The organism is Kitasatospora sp. NPDC048286 (assembly GCF_043201735.1).
In the GTDB taxonomy this organism is placed as follows: Bacteria; Actinomycetota; Actinomycetes; order Streptomycetales; family Streptomycetaceae; genus Kitasatospora.
Window position 1 is genome coordinate 179,942 of sequence record NZ_JBICZE010000013.1, and the last position, 17,120, is coordinate 197,061.

17 protein-coding genes are annotated in these 17,120 nt (G+C 72.9%); 11 read left to right on the forward strand and 6 right to left on the reverse strand.

All coding sequences use genetic code 11. From position 1 onward, the window contains the following. The first annotated feature begins 37 nt into the window (after nucleotides 1-37). From ACGF13_RS29195 to ACGF13_RS29210, 4 genes are all read left to right on the forward strand, one after another. Nucleotides 38-838: a hypothetical protein gene (locus tag ACGF13_RS29195; RefSeq protein ID WP_392880656.1), complete on the forward strand. Its 801-nt coding sequence runs from the start codon at nucleotides 38-40 to the stop codon at nucleotides 836-838. A 347-nt stretch (nucleotides 839-1,185) separates the two neighbouring features. Beyond that, nucleotides 1,186-1,605, forward strand: a complete 420-nt coding sequence (locus ACGF13_RS29200) for a BlaI/MecI/CopY family transcriptional regulator (RefSeq protein ID WP_392880659.1) — start codon at nucleotides 1,186-1,188, stop codon at nucleotides 1,603-1,605. Between the two features lie 122 nt (nucleotides 1,606-1,727). Then, nucleotides 1,728-2,543: a M56 family metallopeptidase gene (locus tag ACGF13_RS29205; RefSeq protein WP_392880661.1), complete on the forward strand. Its 816-nt coding sequence runs from the start codon at nucleotides 1,728-1,730 to the stop codon at nucleotides 2,541-2,543. A gap of 112 nt (nucleotides 2,544-2,655) precedes the next feature. Next, nucleotides 2,656-3,231, forward strand: a complete 576-nt coding sequence (locus ACGF13_RS29210) for a hypothetical protein (RefSeq protein WP_392880663.1) — start codon at nucleotides 2,656-2,658, stop codon at nucleotides 3,229-3,231. A 74-nt stretch (nucleotides 3,232-3,305) separates the two neighbouring features. Here ACGF13_RS29210 and ACGF13_RS29215 read toward each other — a convergent pair whose 3' ends face one another. The 4 genes from ACGF13_RS29215 to ACGF13_RS29230 are packed head-to-tail and all read right to left on the reverse strand — an operon-like array spanning nucleotide 3,306 to nucleotide 8,159. Beyond that, on the reverse strand, nucleotides 3,306-4,769 hold the full coding sequence (locus ACGF13_RS29215; protein ID WP_392880666.1) for an ABC transporter ATP-binding protein: 1,464 nt from the start codon (nucleotides 4,767-4,769) through the stop codon (nucleotides 3,306-3,308). Beyond that, entirely contained in the window at nucleotides 4,766-5,608 is an 843-nt protein-coding gene (locus ACGF13_RS29220; RefSeq protein WP_392880669.1) for an ABC transporter permease, read from the reverse strand. Before ACGF13_RS29220 ends, ACGF13_RS29215 begins: the two co-directional genes overlap by 4 nt. Beyond that, on the reverse strand, nucleotides 5,608-6,603 hold the full coding sequence (locus ACGF13_RS29225) for an ABC transporter permease (protein ID WP_392880671.1): 996 nt from the start codon (nucleotides 6,601-6,603) through the stop codon (nucleotides 5,608-5,610). Before ACGF13_RS29225 ends, ACGF13_RS29220 begins: the two co-directional genes overlap by 1 nt. Further along, a complete protein-coding gene (locus ACGF13_RS29230; protein WP_392880674.1) occupies nucleotides 6,600-8,159 on the reverse strand; it encodes an ABC transporter substrate-binding protein in 1,560 nt (519 codons plus the stop codon). Before ACGF13_RS29230 ends, ACGF13_RS29225 begins: the two co-directional genes overlap by 4 nt. Before the next feature lie 380 nt (nucleotides 8,160-8,539). On the opposite strand from ACGF13_RS29230, the gene ACGF13_RS29235 reads away from it, so the two are divergent. The 5 genes from ACGF13_RS29235 to ACGF13_RS29255 are packed head-to-tail and all read left to right on the forward strand — an operon-like array spanning nucleotide 8,540 to nucleotide 14,377. Continuing rightward, entirely contained in the window at nucleotides 8,540-9,529 is a 990-nt protein-coding gene (locus tag ACGF13_RS29235; protein WP_392880676.1) for a TauD/TfdA family dioxygenase, read from the forward strand. A 43-nt stretch (nucleotides 9,530-9,572) separates the two neighbouring features. Continuing rightward, nucleotides 9,573-10,562 carry an ornithine cyclodeaminase family protein gene (locus ACGF13_RS29240; RefSeq protein WP_392880678.1) on the forward strand — a complete coding sequence of 330 codons (990 nt, stop codon included), beginning with the start codon at nucleotides 9,573-9,575 and terminating at the stop codon, nucleotides 10,560-10,562. Beyond that, nucleotides 10,553-11,881 (forward strand): Y4yA family PLP-dependent enzyme, encoded by a 1,329-nt coding sequence (locus ACGF13_RS29245; protein WP_392880681.1) that lies wholly within the window; start codon nucleotides 10,553-10,555, stop codon nucleotides 11,879-11,881. The genes ACGF13_RS29240 and ACGF13_RS29245 overlap by 10 nt, the downstream gene beginning before the upstream one ends. A gap of 22 nt (nucleotides 11,882-11,903) precedes the next feature. After that, nucleotides 11,904-12,932, forward strand: a complete 1,029-nt coding sequence (locus tag ACGF13_RS29250; RefSeq protein WP_392880684.1) for a cysteine synthase family protein — start codon at nucleotides 11,904-11,906, stop codon at nucleotides 12,930-12,932. Nucleotides 12,933-12,955: 23 nt separating this feature from the next. Then, complete coding sequence (locus tag ACGF13_RS29255; RefSeq protein WP_392880808.1) at nucleotides 12,956-14,377, forward strand: MATE family efflux transporter; 1,422 nt, start codon at nucleotides 12,956-12,958, stop codon at nucleotides 14,375-14,377. Nucleotides 14,378-14,610: 233 nt separating this feature from the next. On the opposite strand, the gene ACGF13_RS29260 is transcribed toward ACGF13_RS29255, so the two are convergent. Continuing rightward, nucleotides 14,611-15,003, reverse strand: coding sequence for a MerR family transcriptional regulator (locus ACGF13_RS29260; protein ID WP_392880687.1), 393 nt, complete (start codon nucleotides 15,001-15,003; stop codon nucleotides 14,611-14,613). Nucleotides 15,004-15,125: 122 nt separating this feature from the next. Here ACGF13_RS29260 and ACGF13_RS29265 point away from each other — a divergent pair, with 122 nt between their 5' ends. Together ACGF13_RS29265 and ACGF13_RS29270 are read left to right on the forward strand one after the other, a co-directional pair. Next, a complete protein-coding gene (locus ACGF13_RS29265) occupies nucleotides 15,126-15,791 on the forward strand; it encodes a class II aldolase/adducin family protein (protein ID WP_392880689.1) in 666 nt (221 codons plus the stop codon). Then, on the forward strand, nucleotides 15,788-16,192 hold the full coding sequence (locus ACGF13_RS29270; protein WP_392880690.1) for a carboxymuconolactone decarboxylase family protein: 405 nt from the start codon (nucleotides 15,788-15,790) through the stop codon (nucleotides 16,190-16,192). Before ACGF13_RS29265 ends, ACGF13_RS29270 begins: the two co-directional genes overlap by 4 nt. A gap of 60 nt (nucleotides 16,193-16,252) precedes the next feature. Here ACGF13_RS29270 and ACGF13_RS29275 read toward each other — a convergent pair whose 3' ends face one another. Then, nucleotides 16,253-17,113 carry an amidohydrolase family protein gene (locus tag ACGF13_RS29275; RefSeq protein ID WP_392880692.1) on the reverse strand — a complete coding sequence of 287 codons (861 nt, stop codon included), beginning with the start codon at nucleotides 17,111-17,113 and terminating at the stop codon, nucleotides 16,253-16,255. Between the last annotated feature and the right edge of the window lie 7 nt (nucleotides 17,114-17,120).

A 17,120-nucleotide genomic window follows, 5' to 3' on the forward strand; every position in this document is an offset into this window, starting at 1 on the left:
GCCCCGGCCGCGCCCCACGGAAAGGAGCGCCGTCGTCTTGGGCGCCACGATCGTCCCCGCGGGGATCCGCCGACACCGGGCCGGGGCCGCCGGGCCCGTCCTGAGCAGGGTTCCGCAGGTCACCGCCGTGTTCTGGATCGTCAAGATCCTCACCACCGGCATGGGCGAGACCACCTCCGACTATCTCGCCCGGGTGCTCGGGCCGGTGCCCGCCGTCGGCTCGGCGGCCCTGCTGCTGGCCGCCGCGCTGTTCGCACAGGCCCGCACCCGCCGCTACGTCCCGGTCGTGTACTGGGCCGCGGTGGCCATGGTGAGCGTGTTCGGCACCATGGCCGCCGACGTCGCGCACGTCGCCCTCGGCGTGCCGTACGCGGGGTCGGCGGTGGCGTTCGCCGCAGCCCTGGCCCTGGTGTTCGCCGTGTGGCGACGGACCGAGGGAACGCTCGCCGTGGAGACGGTCGCGGGCGGGCGCCGCGAGGTCTTCTACTGGTGCGCGGTCATGGCCACCTTCGCGCTCGGCACCGCCGTGGGTGACCTGACCGCCGCCACCCTGGGCTGGGGCTACCTGCCCTCCGGGCTGCTGTTCGCCGCCCTGATCGCCCTGCCGGCGCTCGCCCACCGCCTGTCCGGCCTCTCGCCGGTGCTCACCTTCTGGTGGGCCTACGTCCTCACCCGGCCTCTGGGCGCCTGCTTCGCGGACTGGGCCGGGGTCAGCCGCGAGCGCGGCGGCCTGGACCTCGGTACCGGGCCGGTCAGCCTCGTCCTCGCGGTGGTCATCGTGGCGGCCGTGGCGTGTCTGGGCAGGGCCGAGCGGCACCGTTCCCGAGTGCCGGCCTGACACCCCACCCCGTACCCGAGCGAACAATTCGTTTCCCGAGGAAGGGCGCTGAACGCGATACACCTCTCGTCGAGCCTCCTGGTCGTCAACCCGCTGGACGCGGGATCACTCCTGGGGGCGTCCGGCTCCCGCGCGCTCGCTCTCGACGGCCGCCCGGTCGACGGTGGCCTGTACCTCACCGTCGACCACCGGGCCCCGGCAGATCGCAAGCCCCTAAACTTAGCTGAGGCACACCTAAGTAACACGGGTCGCACCCCTTCTCGCCACACTGGCGCGAGCGGCCCTCGTCGCCGACGGCCGTCGGTGCTCGGGTGCGCCGGCCAAGGGCATCGGCGACAGGGAGAGAGATGGCGAACGGCAGCCAGGAGGCCAGGCGTCCGCACGGGGAACTGGTCGCGGACGTGATGGCGGTGCTGTGGGCGGCCGGTGAGCCGATGACCGCCAGGCAGGTCAAGGGCGCGCTGAGCCAGGACCTCGCCCGGACGACCGTGGCCACGATCCTTGCCCGCCTGCACGAGAACGGGACCGTGGACCGTACGCGGCCGGGGGGTTCCTTCGCCTATGCGCCGGTTTCGGATGCCGCGGGCCTGGCGGCCGGGCGCATGCGCCGGGAGCTGGAGAAGGAACCGCAACGGGACCTGGTGCTGAAGCGGTTCGTGTCCTCGTTGTCCACGGACGACGGCGAAGTCCTGCGGCGTCTCCTCGTCGAGGTGGAGGCCGGGGTGGCTCCTGCCGGGAGCGAGACCGCCTCGAAGGGCGACGCGTGACGGCGTTCCTGGTGGTCGTGGCGCTCGCGGTCGTCCTTCCGTGGGCCGCGGCACCCGCGGCCCGTCGCCTGGCGGGGCTCCTTCCGCCGCGTGAGGCCTCCCTGGCCCTGGCCGGAGCGGCGGTGCTGCTGGCCGGTGGCACGGCCGCGGCGCTGATCGGGCTCTTCCATGTGCCGTTCCTCGCGAAGCTGGAGGACCTGAGCTTCGCTCAGGTGATCACGAACTGGCCGGTGGTGGTGCCGGTGTCCTGCGCCGCCGGGGTACTTCTCGGCGTCCAGGCGGTGCGGCTGGCGCTGGCTGTCCGTCGGCACCGTGTGCTGCTGTCGCGCGCGTGGAAGCTGACCGGCGAGGGGGCGGCCGAAGGCGATGTGCTCGTCGTGCCGGGTGAGGAGGCGGAGGCCTTCGCCCTGCCGCGTCATCGTGGGCGCGCCGGCCGTGTCGTCGTGACGGAGGGCATGCTCAGGGCCCTCGCGCCGTCCGAGCGCGCGGTGCTGCTCGCGCACGAGCGGGCTCACCTCCGCGGACGGCATCATGTGCTCGCTTCCGTCGCCGACCTCGCTGCCGCCGTGCATCCGGCGCTCCGGCAGCTGGGGGCCGCGCTGGAGTTCCACCTGGAGCGGTGGGCGGACGAAGCCGCCGCCGCGGTGGTGGGGGACCGGAAGGTCGCCGCGACCGCCATCGCCCGCGCCGCGCTCGCCGGCTCGGCCGGGCCGGGAGGGCGCGGTCACGGCTTCCTGTCCGTCAGCACGGGGCCGGTGCCCCGGCGGGTCCGGGCGCTGCTGGAGCCGGAGCCCACCGGGCCGGATGGGCGCGGACCGCGTGCCGCCGCGGCCGGGCTGGTCGCCGTGGTGGTGGTGTCGGGCCTGCTGGCGCTGGGCCTCGCCTACGGCCTTCACGAGTACGTGGAGGAGGTCGCGCGGACGGTCGTCGGGCGGTGACGATCGGACGACATCGATGTAGACCAATGGTCGGGTGCGTGGGTATGGTGAGCCTCGGCTCGCTTGCTGGACGCCAAGGGGCGTCGAGCCCACCCGATGACGAGGACACGGTTTGTACGACGGACGAAATGGCTCGTCGAGCCCGTTCGAGCAAACCGTCTACCTCCTGTCGGAGGCCGGCCGGGCTGCCGAGCGCCTGCTGGCGGACCGGCTGGATCACCGGGGGATGACCTCGGTCCACCGCGCCCTGCTGTCGACACTGGCCCGACTGGGACCCCACGGTCGGGATGACCTCATCGCCCGCGTCACGGCGCCCGCGGCCGAGGCGGACCGGGCACTGGACGACCTCGTGGCTGCGGAGCTGTTGCGGTCGATGGTCGTCCACATCGGCGGTCGGCAGGAGGTGCTGACGATCACCACGGTGGGCCGGTCCGCTCTGGACGTGCTCCATGCCGACGCGTCGGCCACGCAGGAGGACCTGCTGGCGTCGCTGACGAAGGGGCAGCGCGTCGAGCTCAACTCCCTGCTCCGTCGGGTGTGCGCGACGGCCGCCCGCGGAGTCGGCCCGCGGCCGGTGCTCCGCGAGAGCGCCGGCTGGACGCTGACCGCCGGGCCACGGCGGACCTGGACGAGGGCACGCGAAGGCGCCGACGCCACGGCAGGTCCGGTCGCCGAGGCAGCCGGCTGACGCGTCGCGCGGAGACGGCCGCCGAAGGCCCGTGCCGTCCGAGGCCTCGCCCCGAACGCGGTGCCCGCGCTCGCTCAGTTCGGCACTGGGCTCGGGACCGGGTGGAGCTGCGCCTGGAGGGCTTCCCCGGCACCGGTGAGGCGGAGGACGGTGTCGGCGTAGGCCGACACGAGTGGCAGGTCGTGGCTGACCAGGACGACGGCGAGTCCCTGATCGGTCCGTAGGGTGCGCAGGAGTTCCATGATGCCGTCGGCGGTGTCGGCGTCGAGGGCGGAGGTGACCTCGTCGCAGAGCAGGACGTCGGGTTCGGCGGCCAGCGCGCGGGCGATGGAGATGCGTTGGCGCTGTCCACCGGAGAGTTCGTGGGGATACCGGGCGGCGTGGTCGGGGGTGAGGCCGACGGCGGTGAGCAGTTCGGCGACGCGGGTGCCGCACCGGTCGGCGGGCCGGGCGAAGTGGAGCCTCAGCGGGCGCGTGAGGGTGGCGCCGACGGTGTGGGCCGGGTTGAGGGCACCGAGCGGGTTCTGCGGGACGAGTTGGATGCGGCGGCGCTGGTCGCGGGTGCGCCGCCGGTAGGAGGGGGCCAGGGGTTCGCCGCCGAGGGTGATGCTTCCGGCTTCGGGGCGGTGGAGGCCGGCCAGGGTGCGCAGCAGCGTCGTCTTGCCGCATCCCGAGGGGCCCGTGATCCCGGTCAGAGTGCCCGGGTGGAGGGAGAGGTCGAGGCCGGCGAGGACCTGCCGGCGGGTCCGGCCGGTGCCGACCCGGGCATCGAGTGCCTTCACTTCGATGACGGGCTCCGTACCGGCGGGAACGCACGCCTGCCCGGGTACCGGGGGCGTTGCGGGCGTGTTCGGGGTCGCGACCGGGCGGGCGGGCCGCAGCGCGAGGACGTCGTCGGCGCAGCGGGCGACGAAGTCGGAGTCGTGGCTGGTGAGGGCGATGGCGATGGCGTCGCAGTCGGCGAGGTCGCGCAGTAGGTCGGCGATGTCGTCGCGCAGGGCGGCGTCCAGGCCGGCGGTGGGTTCGTCGAGGAGCAGGATCGCGGGCCGGCGGGCGAGGGCTCGGGCGAGGGCGACGCGCCGCTGCTGTCCGCCGGAGAGGTTCGCGGTCCGGCGCCGTTCGAGTCCTTCGTCGACCGGCAGCCGGACGGCGCGCAGCAGGTCCGGTACGCAGACGCCGCGACGGTCGACGGCGGTCTCGGTGATGAGCCGGTCGACGCGCATGCGGGGGTTGAGCCCGGAGCCCGGGTCCTGGCCGACGAAGGCGAGTCGGTGGCGGCGCAGTCGGCGCAGTTCCTCTGGTGGGAGGGTGAGGATGTCGTGGCCGAGGACGGTGAGGCTGCCCGCCGTGACGCGCGCGCCGGGCGGGAGGGAGCCGACGAGGGCGCGCAGCAGAGTGGTCTTGCCGGCGCCGGAGGGGCCGGTGACGGCGGTGATCCGGCCCGGGGTGAGGGTGAGGGCGGCGCCGGCGAGCAGCGGGGTGTCCCCGAGGGTGATGGTCAGTGCGGTGGCGTGGGCAGCGGGGGCGGGGGTGCTCACAGCGGGGTCTCCGGGGTGGGCCGGGCGGGGGCGAGGGCTTCGGCGGCGAGGTTGACGCTGATGGCGAGCAGGCCGATGGCGAAACAGGGCGCGCCGACGGCCCAGGGGTTGAGGGTGATCCCGGCGGCGTTCTCGCGGATCATCAACGCCCAGTCGGCTTCGGGGGGTTGGGGTCCGAGTTGGAGGAAGGCGGCGACGGAGACGATGTAGACGCCTTCGACGAAGCGCAGGCCGAACAGGGCGAGGACGGTGGAGCGCAGGTTGGGGAGGACTTCGTGGACGGTCAGGTGCCAGAGGTTCTCCCCGCCGGCCGCGGCGGCTTCGACGTAGCCGGCGGTGGCGATGGGCGCGGCCGCGGCGGCGACGATCCGTACGGCGTAGGGGACGCCGAGGAGCGTGGCGGCGGCCGCGACGGCGAGGCGTCCGCCGCCGGGCCAGGCCAGGGCGATCAGCATGATGGCGAGGACCGAGGGCAGCAGGATCGTGAGGTCCGCGGCGCGTTCGATCCACCGGCCGAGGGTGGGGCGCAGCACGGCGAGGATGCCGATGGCGGTGGCGGCCGCGGTGACGATCAGGGCGATGGCCAGGGCGGTGGCGATCAGGGGCGCGCCGCCGGTCAGGAGGCGGCTGAGGACGTCGCGGCCGAGCTGGTCGCCGCCGAGCGGCGCGTCTGCGCCCGCTTCCGCGTAGGGGAAGGTGACAGGGGTGTCGATCGGGTGCGGGGCCAGGAGCGGTCCGGCGAGCGCGAGGACGACGAGCAGGAGTGCGGGGGCCGCGCGCAGGAGGACCCGTCGCTTCCGTCGGACGGTGCGTACGGGGGTCGGGGCGGTGGTGGTCATCAGCGCTCGTCTCCGAGGGTGGTGGTGCGGACGAGGTCGGCGAGCAGCAGGAGCAGGCTGATGGAGGCGCCGGCGGCGGCCACGACTCCGGCGACGAGCGGGGTGTCGCGGTCGGTGATGGCTCCGGCCAGGACGGCGCCGATGCCGGGGTAGTTGAAGAGGGTCTCGACGACGACGGTGCCGCCCAGCAGCATGCCGGCGGAGGTGGCGATGCCGACGGCGATGGCGGGCAGGGCGCCGGGGAGCATGTGGTGGCTGAGGATCCGTCGGCGGGGCAGGCCGTCGAGGACGGCCGCCTGGACGTGTGGCAGGGCGGACTGGTCGGCGAGTGCGCCGCGCACGATGCGGGTGTTCCAGCCGATCTGCGGGACGGCCAGGGAGAGCAGCGGCAGGACGATCATGGTCCAGGACTCGGGTCTGCCGTCCGGGCCGGTGAGGGTGACGGCGGGCAGCCAGCCGGTCCACTGGGACAGCAGCAGGAGCAGGGCGACGGAGACGACGAACTCCGGCAGGGCGAACGCCGCGGTGGACACGGCGTCGATCGTGCGGTCGACGCGCCCGCCTGGGCGCAGGGTGGCCCAGCCGCCGAGGGCGAGGGCGCCGACGGTGCTGAGGGCGAGGGCGAGGCCGCCGAGCAGGAGGGTGTTGGGGAAGGGGCCGGCCAGGACGTCGGTGACGTGCTGTCCGCGGGCGGTGGTGCCGAGGTCGCCGGTGGGCAGGCCGGTCATCCAGTCCCAGAACCGTTCGGCGACCGGCCGGTCGAGGCCCATGGCGGTGCGTCTGGCGGCGAGGTCGGCGGCGGTGACGCCCCGGTCGGAGCTCGCGCCGGCAGCGTCGCCCGGCAGGAGCTCGATGGCGGCGAAGACGGCCGCGAGCAGGACGACGAGCATGAGCAGGCGTCGGACGGCCTGCCGGGCGACCCGGCCCGCACCGGGGAGGATGCGGGCCGGGAGGCTCCGGGAGGCCGGCGGGCCCACCGGGTGAAGGGTGGTCAACGCGCCAGCCAGGTCTTCTCAAGCTGGACGCGGCCGTAGCCGGGCAGCTTGGGCAGGTCACGGACGGCCGCACCGGCGAGGTCGATGCCGTCGGCCATGCCCCACAGCAGGTAGCCGGACTTGGCGAACTCGATCTCCTGGAGCTGGTGGAGCAGCTTGTCGCGCTCGGCGGCGTCGGCGGTGCCCATGGCCTTGCGGTACGTCTCGTCGAAGCTCGGCTCGTTCCAGCCGGACTCGTTCTGGCCCGCGTCCGAGAGCATCGTCTTGGAGGCGAAGAAGACCACCGAGTCGTTGGTGCCCCAGTAGCCGGTGTAGAGCGTGCCCTTGAGCCAGGTGTCGTCCCAGAACACCTTGGAGTCCTGCTTCACCACGTTGATCTTCACCCCGGCCTCTCGGGCCTGGGTGGCGAACAGCGTCGCGGACTCCGCCAGGCCGGCGATGTCCTCGGTGGTGATCAGGTCGTAGGTCTTCGAGGTGTCGAAGCCGGCGTCGGCGAGCAGCTGCTTGGCCTTGGCCAGGTCGCGGGTGCGCTGCGGGATGTCCTTGGCGAAGGCCGGGTCGCCGGTGCCGAGGATGTCGTTGGCGACGCTGCCGTAGCCGGAGAGGACCTGCTTGACCATGGCGTCGCGGTCGACGGCGAGCCTGAGCGCCTCGCGCACCCGGACGTCGGCGAACGGACCGTCGGCGGTGCGCATGACGATGGGCATCGCCATGTCGTTGGGGCGGCGGACGATCTGGACGTCCTTGCGGGCCTCGGCGGTGCGCGCGGCGACGGCGCCGACGTTGGAGGCGACGTCGATCTGTCCGGCGAGCAGGGCGTTGGCCATGGCCTGAGGGCTCTCGAAGAGGCGCACCTCGACGGCGTCCAGGAGGACCTTGCCGCCGTACCACTTGTCGTTGCGCACCAGGCGGGCGTTGCCGTCGCGGTACCAGTCGAGCTTGAAGGGGCCGGTGCCCGGGGCGCCGGCGACGGCGTCGTCCTTGGTGTCCTTCTTGAGGACGAAGGTGGTCAGGCGGGTCAGCAGCGGCAGGTCGGCGTTGGGGTAGTCGGAGACCAGCACGACGGTCCTGGCGTCCTCGGCCGAGATGCCCTCGGGCTGGATGCCGGGCAGGCGGCTCTTGCCGGCCGGGGTGTTGCGCAGCCGCTTCAGCGACCAGACGACGTCGTCGGCCGTGACCGGGGTGCCGTCGTGGAAGACGGCGCCGTCAGCGAGGGTGAAGCGCCAGGTCTTCAGGTCCTCCGAGGGCTTCCAGGAGGCGGCCAGACGCGGAGCGGTGTTGGCTGTGTCCCCGGGTATCGCGAGCGTGTCGTAGAGCAGGCTGATGATGAGGTAGTCGCTCTCGTTGGCCTGGGTGCCGTGTGGGTCGCGGGTGATGGCCGAGGCCTTTCCGAGCGCACCGACCTTCAAGGTGCCGCCCGCGCGGGGCTGTTGGGAGGCGCCGCCGGAGGGGGCGGCGTCCCTGGAACCGCCCGTGCCGCTGCTGCAGGCGGCTAGCACGCCGGTCGCCCCCACGCCGGCACCGGCCCACAGCAGCTGTCGTCGGGTGACGCCCACGTTCGTTCCTCGTTTCGGGGTTGAGCTCGATTTACTTAGGTTTACCTATCCTAAATTCGCGAGGGGGCGCAAGCTGCCCGGCGGAGCGCACGATGCTTCCTGCCGTGCGCCCGGCCGCCTCAAGGGCCGTTCTGGCCAGGGTGGTTGGGCCTGCGCCGGCCGTGCGCCGCCACCCGAAACCGACACTACGTAAATGTAGACATCCAGTTGGGTAAGGCTTGCCTAACATCGGAGACGTTGTTACGTTTCCTGTCGTCCGGCCGTTCGAGCCGCCCCGGACCAACGCCCCACGCGCAGCTCCCGTCGCCGTCCCACAACGGCGCGGTGATGCCACGTGCCCGCGCCCCTTTCTTCCTCTCCTGTCCCCGGAAGGCCCCGCCGTGCCCACCTGCCCTGCCCCGGTACGCCGTCTCGACGCCGACGCCGTCACGGAACTCACCTCCACCGCCGCCAGGCTGCTGGCCTTCCACGGCTCGGCCACCAGTCCCGGCCTGCTGGCCGACCTGCCCGTGACGTGCGCGCAGCTCGGCAAGGAGCTGCGCCGCCAACTGCGCCCCGTCGACACCGCCGACGGCCTGTTCGTCCTGCGCGGCCTGGACGTCGGGGACGCCGACCTCGGCCCCACACCCGGCCACTGGTCGACGGTCGGCGACGCCGGCGCGCTGTGGGACGTGGTGCTGCTGCTCGTCTCCGCGCTGATGGGCACCCCGATCGCGTGGGACGGCCAGCAGGACGGCAGGTTCGTGCACAACATCGTTCCCTCGCCCGGCCACGAGAGCGAACAGACCGGTGCCTCCAGCTCCGTTCTGCTCACCCCGCACACCGAGGACGCCTTCCACCCCGGCCGCGCCCACCTGCTGCTGCTGTGCTGCATGCGCAACCACGACGCCATCGCCACCACCGCGGCCAGCGTGCGCCTCGCCGAGCTGTCCGACGCCGACATCGAGCAGCTGAAGCGACCCGTCGCCCCGATCCTGCCCGACGACGCCTACGAGCAGGCGCGGAGGTTCGGCGGCCGGCCCGCGCCGGTGCCCACGCTCTTCGCCACCCCCGACGGCCTGACCATGCGCTACGACCCGGCCTACACGCCGCTGGAGGGCGCCGACGGGCCGTGGCGCGAGGCGTACGGGCGCCTGGGCGAGGAACTGGCCCGGGTCTCGGTCGCGGTGAGCCTGGAGCCCGGCGACGTCCTGGTCGTGGACAACGACCTCGTCGTCCACGGTCGCGTGCCGTTCCGGGCCCGCTACGACGGCACCGACCGCTGGCTCAAGCGCGCCTCCGTCCGGGTCGAGAACCGTCCCACCCGCCCGGCCGCCGAGAACGACGAACACGGCTACGGCCAGGCCGCCCTCACCGCCTGGGCCGCCTGAACCCCGCACCTGCCGCCGCCCCACCACCTCGAAAGGGCTCACCATGGACCGGGACGACACCACCCTGCGCGTACTGTCCACCAGCGACCTCGCAGGCCTGGACATCACCCTCGCCGACGTCGTCGACACCGTCGAACAGGCCTACCGCACCCTGGCAGCCGGGCAGTCCGACAACCCGCGCAAGCTCACCGTCAAGCCCGCCGACGGCCACTCCGTCTCCTACGCCATGCTCGGGCGCGACGGCGTGCGCAACGTCGTCGCCGTCAAGACCTCGTACAAGCACGGCCTCCACGAGAGCCGCGAAGAGCAGCACTACTACACGACGCTGACCATCTACGACGACGTCACCGGCCTGCCCGTGGCGATGATGGACTGCTCCCGCATCGGCTCCCTGCGCACCCCGGCCGTCTCCGCGCTGCTGGCCCGCGAGTGCGCCGCCCCCGACGCATCCACGGCGCTGGTGATCGGCACCGGCACCCAGGGCCGGCTCGCCCTGCCCTTCCTCCTCACCACCCTGCCGAAGCTGGAGCGGCTGCTGCTCTCCGGAACCCATCCCGACGGCATCGCCGCCGTCCGCACCGAACTCGCCCGGCACTTTCCCGACCGCGAGATCGAACTGGTCGCTGACCTCCGGGCCGCCGCCCGCGATGCCGACGTCATCGTCGCCACCGCCGGCGGACACACCCCGGCCGCCGTCGAGGCCGACTGGCTCAAGCCCGGCGCGGTGTCCATCCTCGTCGGCCACGGCCTGGCTCCCTCCACGCTCCACCGGGCGGACCGGGTGATCGCCACCAGCGAGGCCCAGATGCGCGTCACCGGCACCGACATGGCCGACCAGGACGGCAACCTTCCGGACGTCGACCTGGAACTGCCCGTCATCATCTCCGGCGTCTCCAGGGCCCGAACCGCCCCGGAGCAGCGGATCTTCGCCTACAACAGCGGACTCGTCGTCACCGACATCGCCCTCGGCCACCGCTTCGCCCAGCTCGCCATCGACCAGAACCTCGGCACCGAGGTGGCCCTGTGGCGCTGACCCTGCCCGCCCACCCCGACCCGCTCACCGACCGGATCCACGACAGCGGCCTGCTCCAGGAACTGGCCCACGGCCTCGGCGGCGCCTTCCACTACCTGCTCCCGGGACGCTTCGACGCCAACCTGGCCGCCTTCCGCCGAGCCCTCACCGAGGCCGGCGTCGAAGGCCGGGTCTACTACGCCAAGAAGGCCAACAAGGCCTCGGTGTTCATGGACCGCTGCGCCGCCGCCGGCGGGGGAGCGGACGTCGCCTCCCTCGGCGAACTGCGCGACGCCCTCGGCCAGGGCGTGCGCGGCGAGGACCTGGTCGTCACCGGCCCCGCCAAGGCCGAGGAGCTGCTGCGGGTCGCGGTCCGGCAGGGAGCGCTGATCGCGGTCGACGCCCTGGACGAGCTCGACCGTCTGCTCACCCTCGGCGACGAGCGCCCCGTCCGGGTGCTGCTGCGCCGCTATCCGCCGGACCAGCCCCGCAGCCGGTTCGGTCTGGACGACGCACAGGTGCAGGAGGCGCTGGAGCGCTGCGCCGCGGCCGGGGACCGCGTGCGGATGGAGGGCTTCAGCTTCCACCTCTCCGGCTACGACGTGCAGCCGCGCGCCGACCTCGCCGGAGAGCTCGTCGAACTCTGCCTCAAGGCCCGGACGCTGGGCCTGCAGGCGGACCGGATCAGCATCGGCGGCGGCTTTCCCGTCGACTACGTCGCCGCCGACGCGTGGGACACCTTCCTCGCCGAACAGGAGCCCGGGCACTACCACGGCCGGAAGTCCTTCGCCGCGGCCGACTTCTATCCGTACCACTCGCCGGTCGCCGGTGCCGACGCGCTGCGCGCGATCCTCGCCGCCCGGCCGGCGGGCAGCGCGGCGAGCCTGGCGGAGCGGTTGCGGCAGGCCGGTGTGATGCTCCTGCTGGAGCCCGGCCGTGCGCTGCTCGACCGCGCCGGATCGTCGGTGTTCCGGATCCAGGGCGTCAAGGACCGGGCCGGGTACGGGATCCTCACCGTGGACGGCACCAGCCTCAGCCTGTCCGAGCAGTGGTTCAACAGCGAGTACCTGCCCGAACCCGTCCTGCTGCCCCAGGAGGACCGCGAGAACGGCCCGTACGAAGCCTGTGTGGGCGGTGCCAGCTGTCTGGACTCCGATCTGCTGACCTGGCGCAGGATCCGATTCCCCGCCCGGCCCCGGGTCGGTGACCTGCTCGTCTACCCCAACACCGCCGGCTACCAGATGGACTCCAACGAGTCCCCGTTCCACGAACTGCCCCTGCCGCCCAAGGTCGTCATCGACCAGGACGGCGACCGCCCGCGCTGGCGCCTCGATCGCTGACCCCCACTGGAGTACTCCCGCCATGACCGACGCCCTGCACCGCCCTCCGGTGGTCAGCCGGATATCCGACCTCATCGGCTACACCCCGCTGTTCGAACTCGCCCGCGCCGACAACGGCGCCCGCCTCCTGCTCAAGCTGGAGATGTACAACCCGACCGGCAGCGCCAAGATCCGGATGGCCCGCCAGATGGTCCTCGACGCCGAGGAACGCGGCGAACTGCGCGAGGGCGGCCACATCATCGAGTCCACCTCCGGCAACACCGGCCTGGGCCTGGCCGTCGTCGCCGCCGAACGCGGCTACCGCTTCACCGCCGTCGTCGACCACCACGCCGCCGCCGACAAGCTGCGCGGCATGAAGGCCATGGGCACCGAACTCGTCTACGTGGACGAGGACGGCGGCGAGGACCTGCACACCGCCGCCCGCGAGGAACTCGCCGAGGAGATGGCCCGCGGCAAGGACAACACCTTCTTCACCGAACAGCACAACAACCCCAGCAACGCCGTCGGTTACCACGCCGTGGGCCGCGAGATCGCCCAGGCCCTGGACAACCGGGTGGACGTGCTGATCGGCGCCGTCGGCACCGGCGGCGGCCTGTGCGGCACCGGACTGGAGCTGAAGAAGACCGTCCCGGACCTCACCGTCGTCGGCGTCGAACCCAAGGGCTCGATCGCGTTCGGCCCGCCCGCCCACGACTACTACCAGTCCGGCACCGGCACCCCCGAAGGCGCCACCATCGGACTCCTGGTCGACTACGACCTCATCGACGAGGGGGTGAAGGTCGGCGACGTCGAGGCCTTCGCCACCGCCCGCGTCGTCGCCCGCCGCACCGGCCTGCTGATCGGCGGCTCCGCCGGCGGAGTCGTGTACGAGGCCCTCGACCGGCTGCAGACCCTGCCACCGGACGCGGTTATGGTCGCCTTCATCAACGACGGAGGCGAGAAGTACATGGACACCGTCTTCAACGACGACTGGATGGACGCCCGCTCCCTCACCGACCCCGCCGTCGAAGCCGAGATCGACGAGACCCTCACCAAACTCCGCAGGCCGTGACCTTGAGAAGCGTGACCCTCACCATGCAGCAGTTGACCACCCTCGCCCGCGACAGCCGGGCCCTGGCCGCCCTCGCCGTCCCGCTCGCCCTCACCCAACTCGCCCAGGTCGCCCTCACCACCACCGACACCGTCATGATGGGCGTCCTCGGCACGGAGGCCCTGGCGGCCGGCGGCCTCGCCCTGGTGATCTTCAACCAGCTGCGCACCATGGGCGTCGGCCTCGTCACCTCCGTCGGCAACCAGGTCGCGGCGGCCGCGGCCCGCGCCGAGAAGGCCGAAGCACCGGAGGAGGCCACCGCGGCCGGGGACGGCGACGAGGTCCGCGGCCTGGTCCGGGCTGCGATGGCCGTCGCCACCCTCGCCGGTCTCGCCGGCGCCGTCCTGATGGTCCTGATCGGCCAGGCCGCGACCTGGCTCGGCCAGGACGCGGACGTCGCCCACCGTGCCCAGGGCATGCTCGCCGCCCTGGCACCCGGTCTGTTGCCCTGCCTCTGGTTCCAGGCGATCCGCCAGTTCACCGTCGGCATGCGCCGACCCCAGGCCCTGCTGCGGATCACCATCGCCTCCGTCGCCGTCAACGCCGGGCTCAACTGGGTCTTCATCCACGGCACCTGGGGCCTGCCGAAGCTCGGACTCACCGGTATCGGCGTCGCCACCAGCAGCGTCCACCTGCTCTCCTTCCTCGCCCTCTACGCCTCCGCCCGCCGCGACCCCCAACTCGAGCCGCTGCTGAGCCTGGACTTCTGGCGCGCCGACGTTCCCACCGTGCGCCGGCTGCTCGGCCTCGGCACACCGATCGCCGCCACCTACGGCTCCGAGGCCGGGTTCTTCTCCGTCACCGCCCTGCTCGCCGGCAGCTTCGGCGCCGCCGCGCTCGCCGCCCACACCGCCGTCAACCAGCTGATCTACATCGTCTTCCAGGTCGCCGTCGGTCTCTCGCACGCGGCATCCATCAACGTCAGCCGCGAACTCGCCCTCGGCGAGTACGCCGCCGCCCGCCGGATCAAGAACACCGCCCTCGCCTGCGGCGCCGTCGTCACCACCGTGGTCGGCATCGTCTACCTCGTGGCCCCCGACCTCGTCCTGCGGCCCTACTTCGACCCCGGTTCGGCAGCCGACCAGCAGGGCCTGCACATCGCCACCGGCCTTCTGGTAGTCGTCGCCGTCCTGCAGTTCTTCGACTGCGCCCAGAACATCGGCGTCGGCCTGCTCCGCGGCCTCGACGACACCGGGAGCGGCTTCCGCATCACCCTCGTCGGCTACTGGCTCGTCGGCCTGCCCGCCGCCTGGCTCCTCGCCTACCCGCTCGGCGGCGAGACCCGCGGCCTGTGGCTCGGCCTGCTCATCGGCCTCGCCACCACAGCCGTCCTCCTGCTTCGCCGGTACGGACTCGCCCTCACCGCCAAGGCGGCCGCCGCCCCGGAGCCCGTGGCGGCCGGCTGAGGCGGGGCACGGTCCCGCCTCACGGGTGATCGCCGTCCGTGGCCGGTGACCGACGACAGTCCGGCCCTCCGGGGAACCGGAGGACCGGACGGGGGTCAGAGGTCGATGCCGAAGTACCGGCCGAGGTAGTCGATGATCTCGACGCTCCCTGAAGGCGGCGGGCCGGAGACTGGAGGGGCTCTGAGCCGGCGCCGTCCGTGGCCGGTCCGGGCGGAACGGCCGCTACCCGCGGTTCACGGTGCCGGATCCGCTTCTCGCCACTGCGCCATCTGCTCCCGGAACTTCGGGCAGACGACGATGTCCTTCTCGCCGCATCTGAGGGCGTGGGTCAGGAGTTGCTGTGCGTGGTCGAGATCGACCATCAGGTGCCGGATCTCGGTGAGCTTGGCGCGGATCATCGCGTCCCGGCGTTGTCGCTCCTGTTGGAACTCCTTGATCTCGGCCAGGCTCAGCCCGGCCTGCTGGCACGTGCGCAGGACCGTGATCCGCTCGGCGGCCTCGGGCGGGTAGCGCCGTTGCCCGCTCTCGCGCTCGGGCGCGGGCAGCAGGCCGTGGCGCTCCCAGTACCGGATGGCCGACGCGGGCACCCCGGTCATCTCGGCGAGTCTGCCGATCGTGATGCGCACGTTCCGTTTCCCCTGCTCCTCGTCGCTCCGGGCATTTGACTTGAACCTTAGTTCAAGGAGAAGAGTGGCCGGCACGTGGACGGCGGCGAACGAGAGCCGCCGGCAGCACACTTGGAGCCGCCATGAGTGACAGGAACGTACGGGAAGAGCGCGCCGACCAGCTGGTGGAAGCCGCGGAGAGGCTGTTCGCGGCCGGGGTGATGTCCCACTCCGGGCACGCCAACCTCAGCGCCAGGCTGGACGGCGGGCGTCTCCTGCTGACGCCGGGGTTCGTCCGCGGCCTGAGGCCCGAACAGCTGGCGACCGTCGGTTTCGACGGGCAGGTCCTCGACGGTGAACTGCGGTCCGTCAGCGCCGAGATCATCGCCATGCACAGCGCCGTGTACGAGGCCCGGCCCCAGGTGGGCGCGATCATCCACACCCACTCGCCCGCCGCGACCGCCTTCGCCGTGGCCCACCGTCCGCTGCCCTGCCGTACGGAGCCGATGCTGCGCTTCGGGCAGGCCGAGGAGGTCCCGGTGGTGCCCTGGGGACCCCGCGGATCGGACGTGTCGGTGCGCGGCATCGCCGACGTGCTGCGACGGCGCCCGACGACGGCCGCCGTCCTGCTGGCCAACCACGGCCTCCTCGTGTTCGGCCCCGACGCCGCGGCCACCGCCCACCTCGTGGTGGCGATCGAGGAGAGCGCCGAAGCCGAGATCGCCGCCGCGGCGATCGGCGGGGCCGTGGACTTCCCCCCGGGTGCCCGGGAGGCCGTGCGCGCCTCGATCGCGCGGGTCGCGTCATGACGGACGACACCCTCGCCTCCCGCACCGAGGCCGTGCGCGACCGCTACCGCGCCACCCTCGGGACCGTCCCCGGCGGGGTGCGGGAACGGCTGCGCCTGGCCGGGCAGTTCGACCGGTTGCCGACCGAGGAGGCGATCGCGGAACTGCGCCACATCGTGCTGACCGACAGCCCGCTCGGAGCGCGGGTGCAGCAGCTCGTCCACTTCGGGCAGCTGCTGGCCCTCGGCCGGGAACACCCCGCCCGGATCCACGCCCGGGGCGCGCTCCACGCCGGAGCGGGCATCGCCGAGCTCATCGGCGTCGCGGAGACCGCGCTCATCACCGCGGGCGTGCCGGCGTACGCACTCGGCACCGAGATCATCGCCGAACTCCTGCCGCACGCGGACGACGGGGAGGGGTGAGCGTCGGACCCTGCGGCCGCGGGAGGCCGCGGCCCCGGTGACGGCTCGGCCGTGAGCGTTTCAGAGGGCCAGGACGCGGACGGCGTTCTCCTTGAGGATCAGCGGGCGGACCTCCGGCTTGATGTCGAGAGCGTCGAAGTCCGCCAGCCAGCGGTCGGGCGTGACGACGGGGAAGTCCGAGCCGAACAGCACCTTGTGCCGGAGGAAGGAGCCGGCCGCCTTCACGAGCTGCGGCGGGAAGTACTTCGGCGACCACCCCGACAGGTCGATGTAGACGTTGGCCTTGTGCGTGGCGATGGAGATCGCCTCGTCCTGCCAGGGCACCGACGGGTGCGCCAGGACGATCGTCAGGCCGGGGAAGTCGGCGGCGACGTCGTCCAGGAGCATCGGGTCGGACCAGCGCAGCTTGATGCCGCGCCCGCCGGGCAGGCCCGCGCCGATCCCGGTCTGCCCGGTGTGGAACAGGGCGGGGACACCGAGTTCCTGGATGGCCTCGTAGAGCGGGTAGTGCTCACGGGCGTTCGGCGCGAACGCCTGGAGGCTCGGGTGGAACTTGAAGCCGCGGACGCCGTGGTCGAGGACGAGCGAGCGGGCCCGGGCGACGGCGTCCGGGCGGTGCGGGTCGACCGAGCCGAACGGGATGAGGACGTCGCGGTGGGCGGCCGCCGCCTCGGCGATCTCCTCGCTGGACAGGGCGGGGTGGCCCAGGCCCGTGGTGGCGTCCACCGTGAAGATCACGGCGGCCATGCGGCGCTCACGGTAGTACGCGGCCAGGCGCTCCACGGTCGGCGTGCGGTCCTGGCCGGACTTGAAGTAGGCGGCCGAGGCGTCCATCAGCTCCGCGTCGAGCGCGAGACGGCCGTGGGCGTCCTGCTCCACGTGCACGTGGAAGTCGATGGCGATCGGATCGGTGGGGTTCATCGGAGTG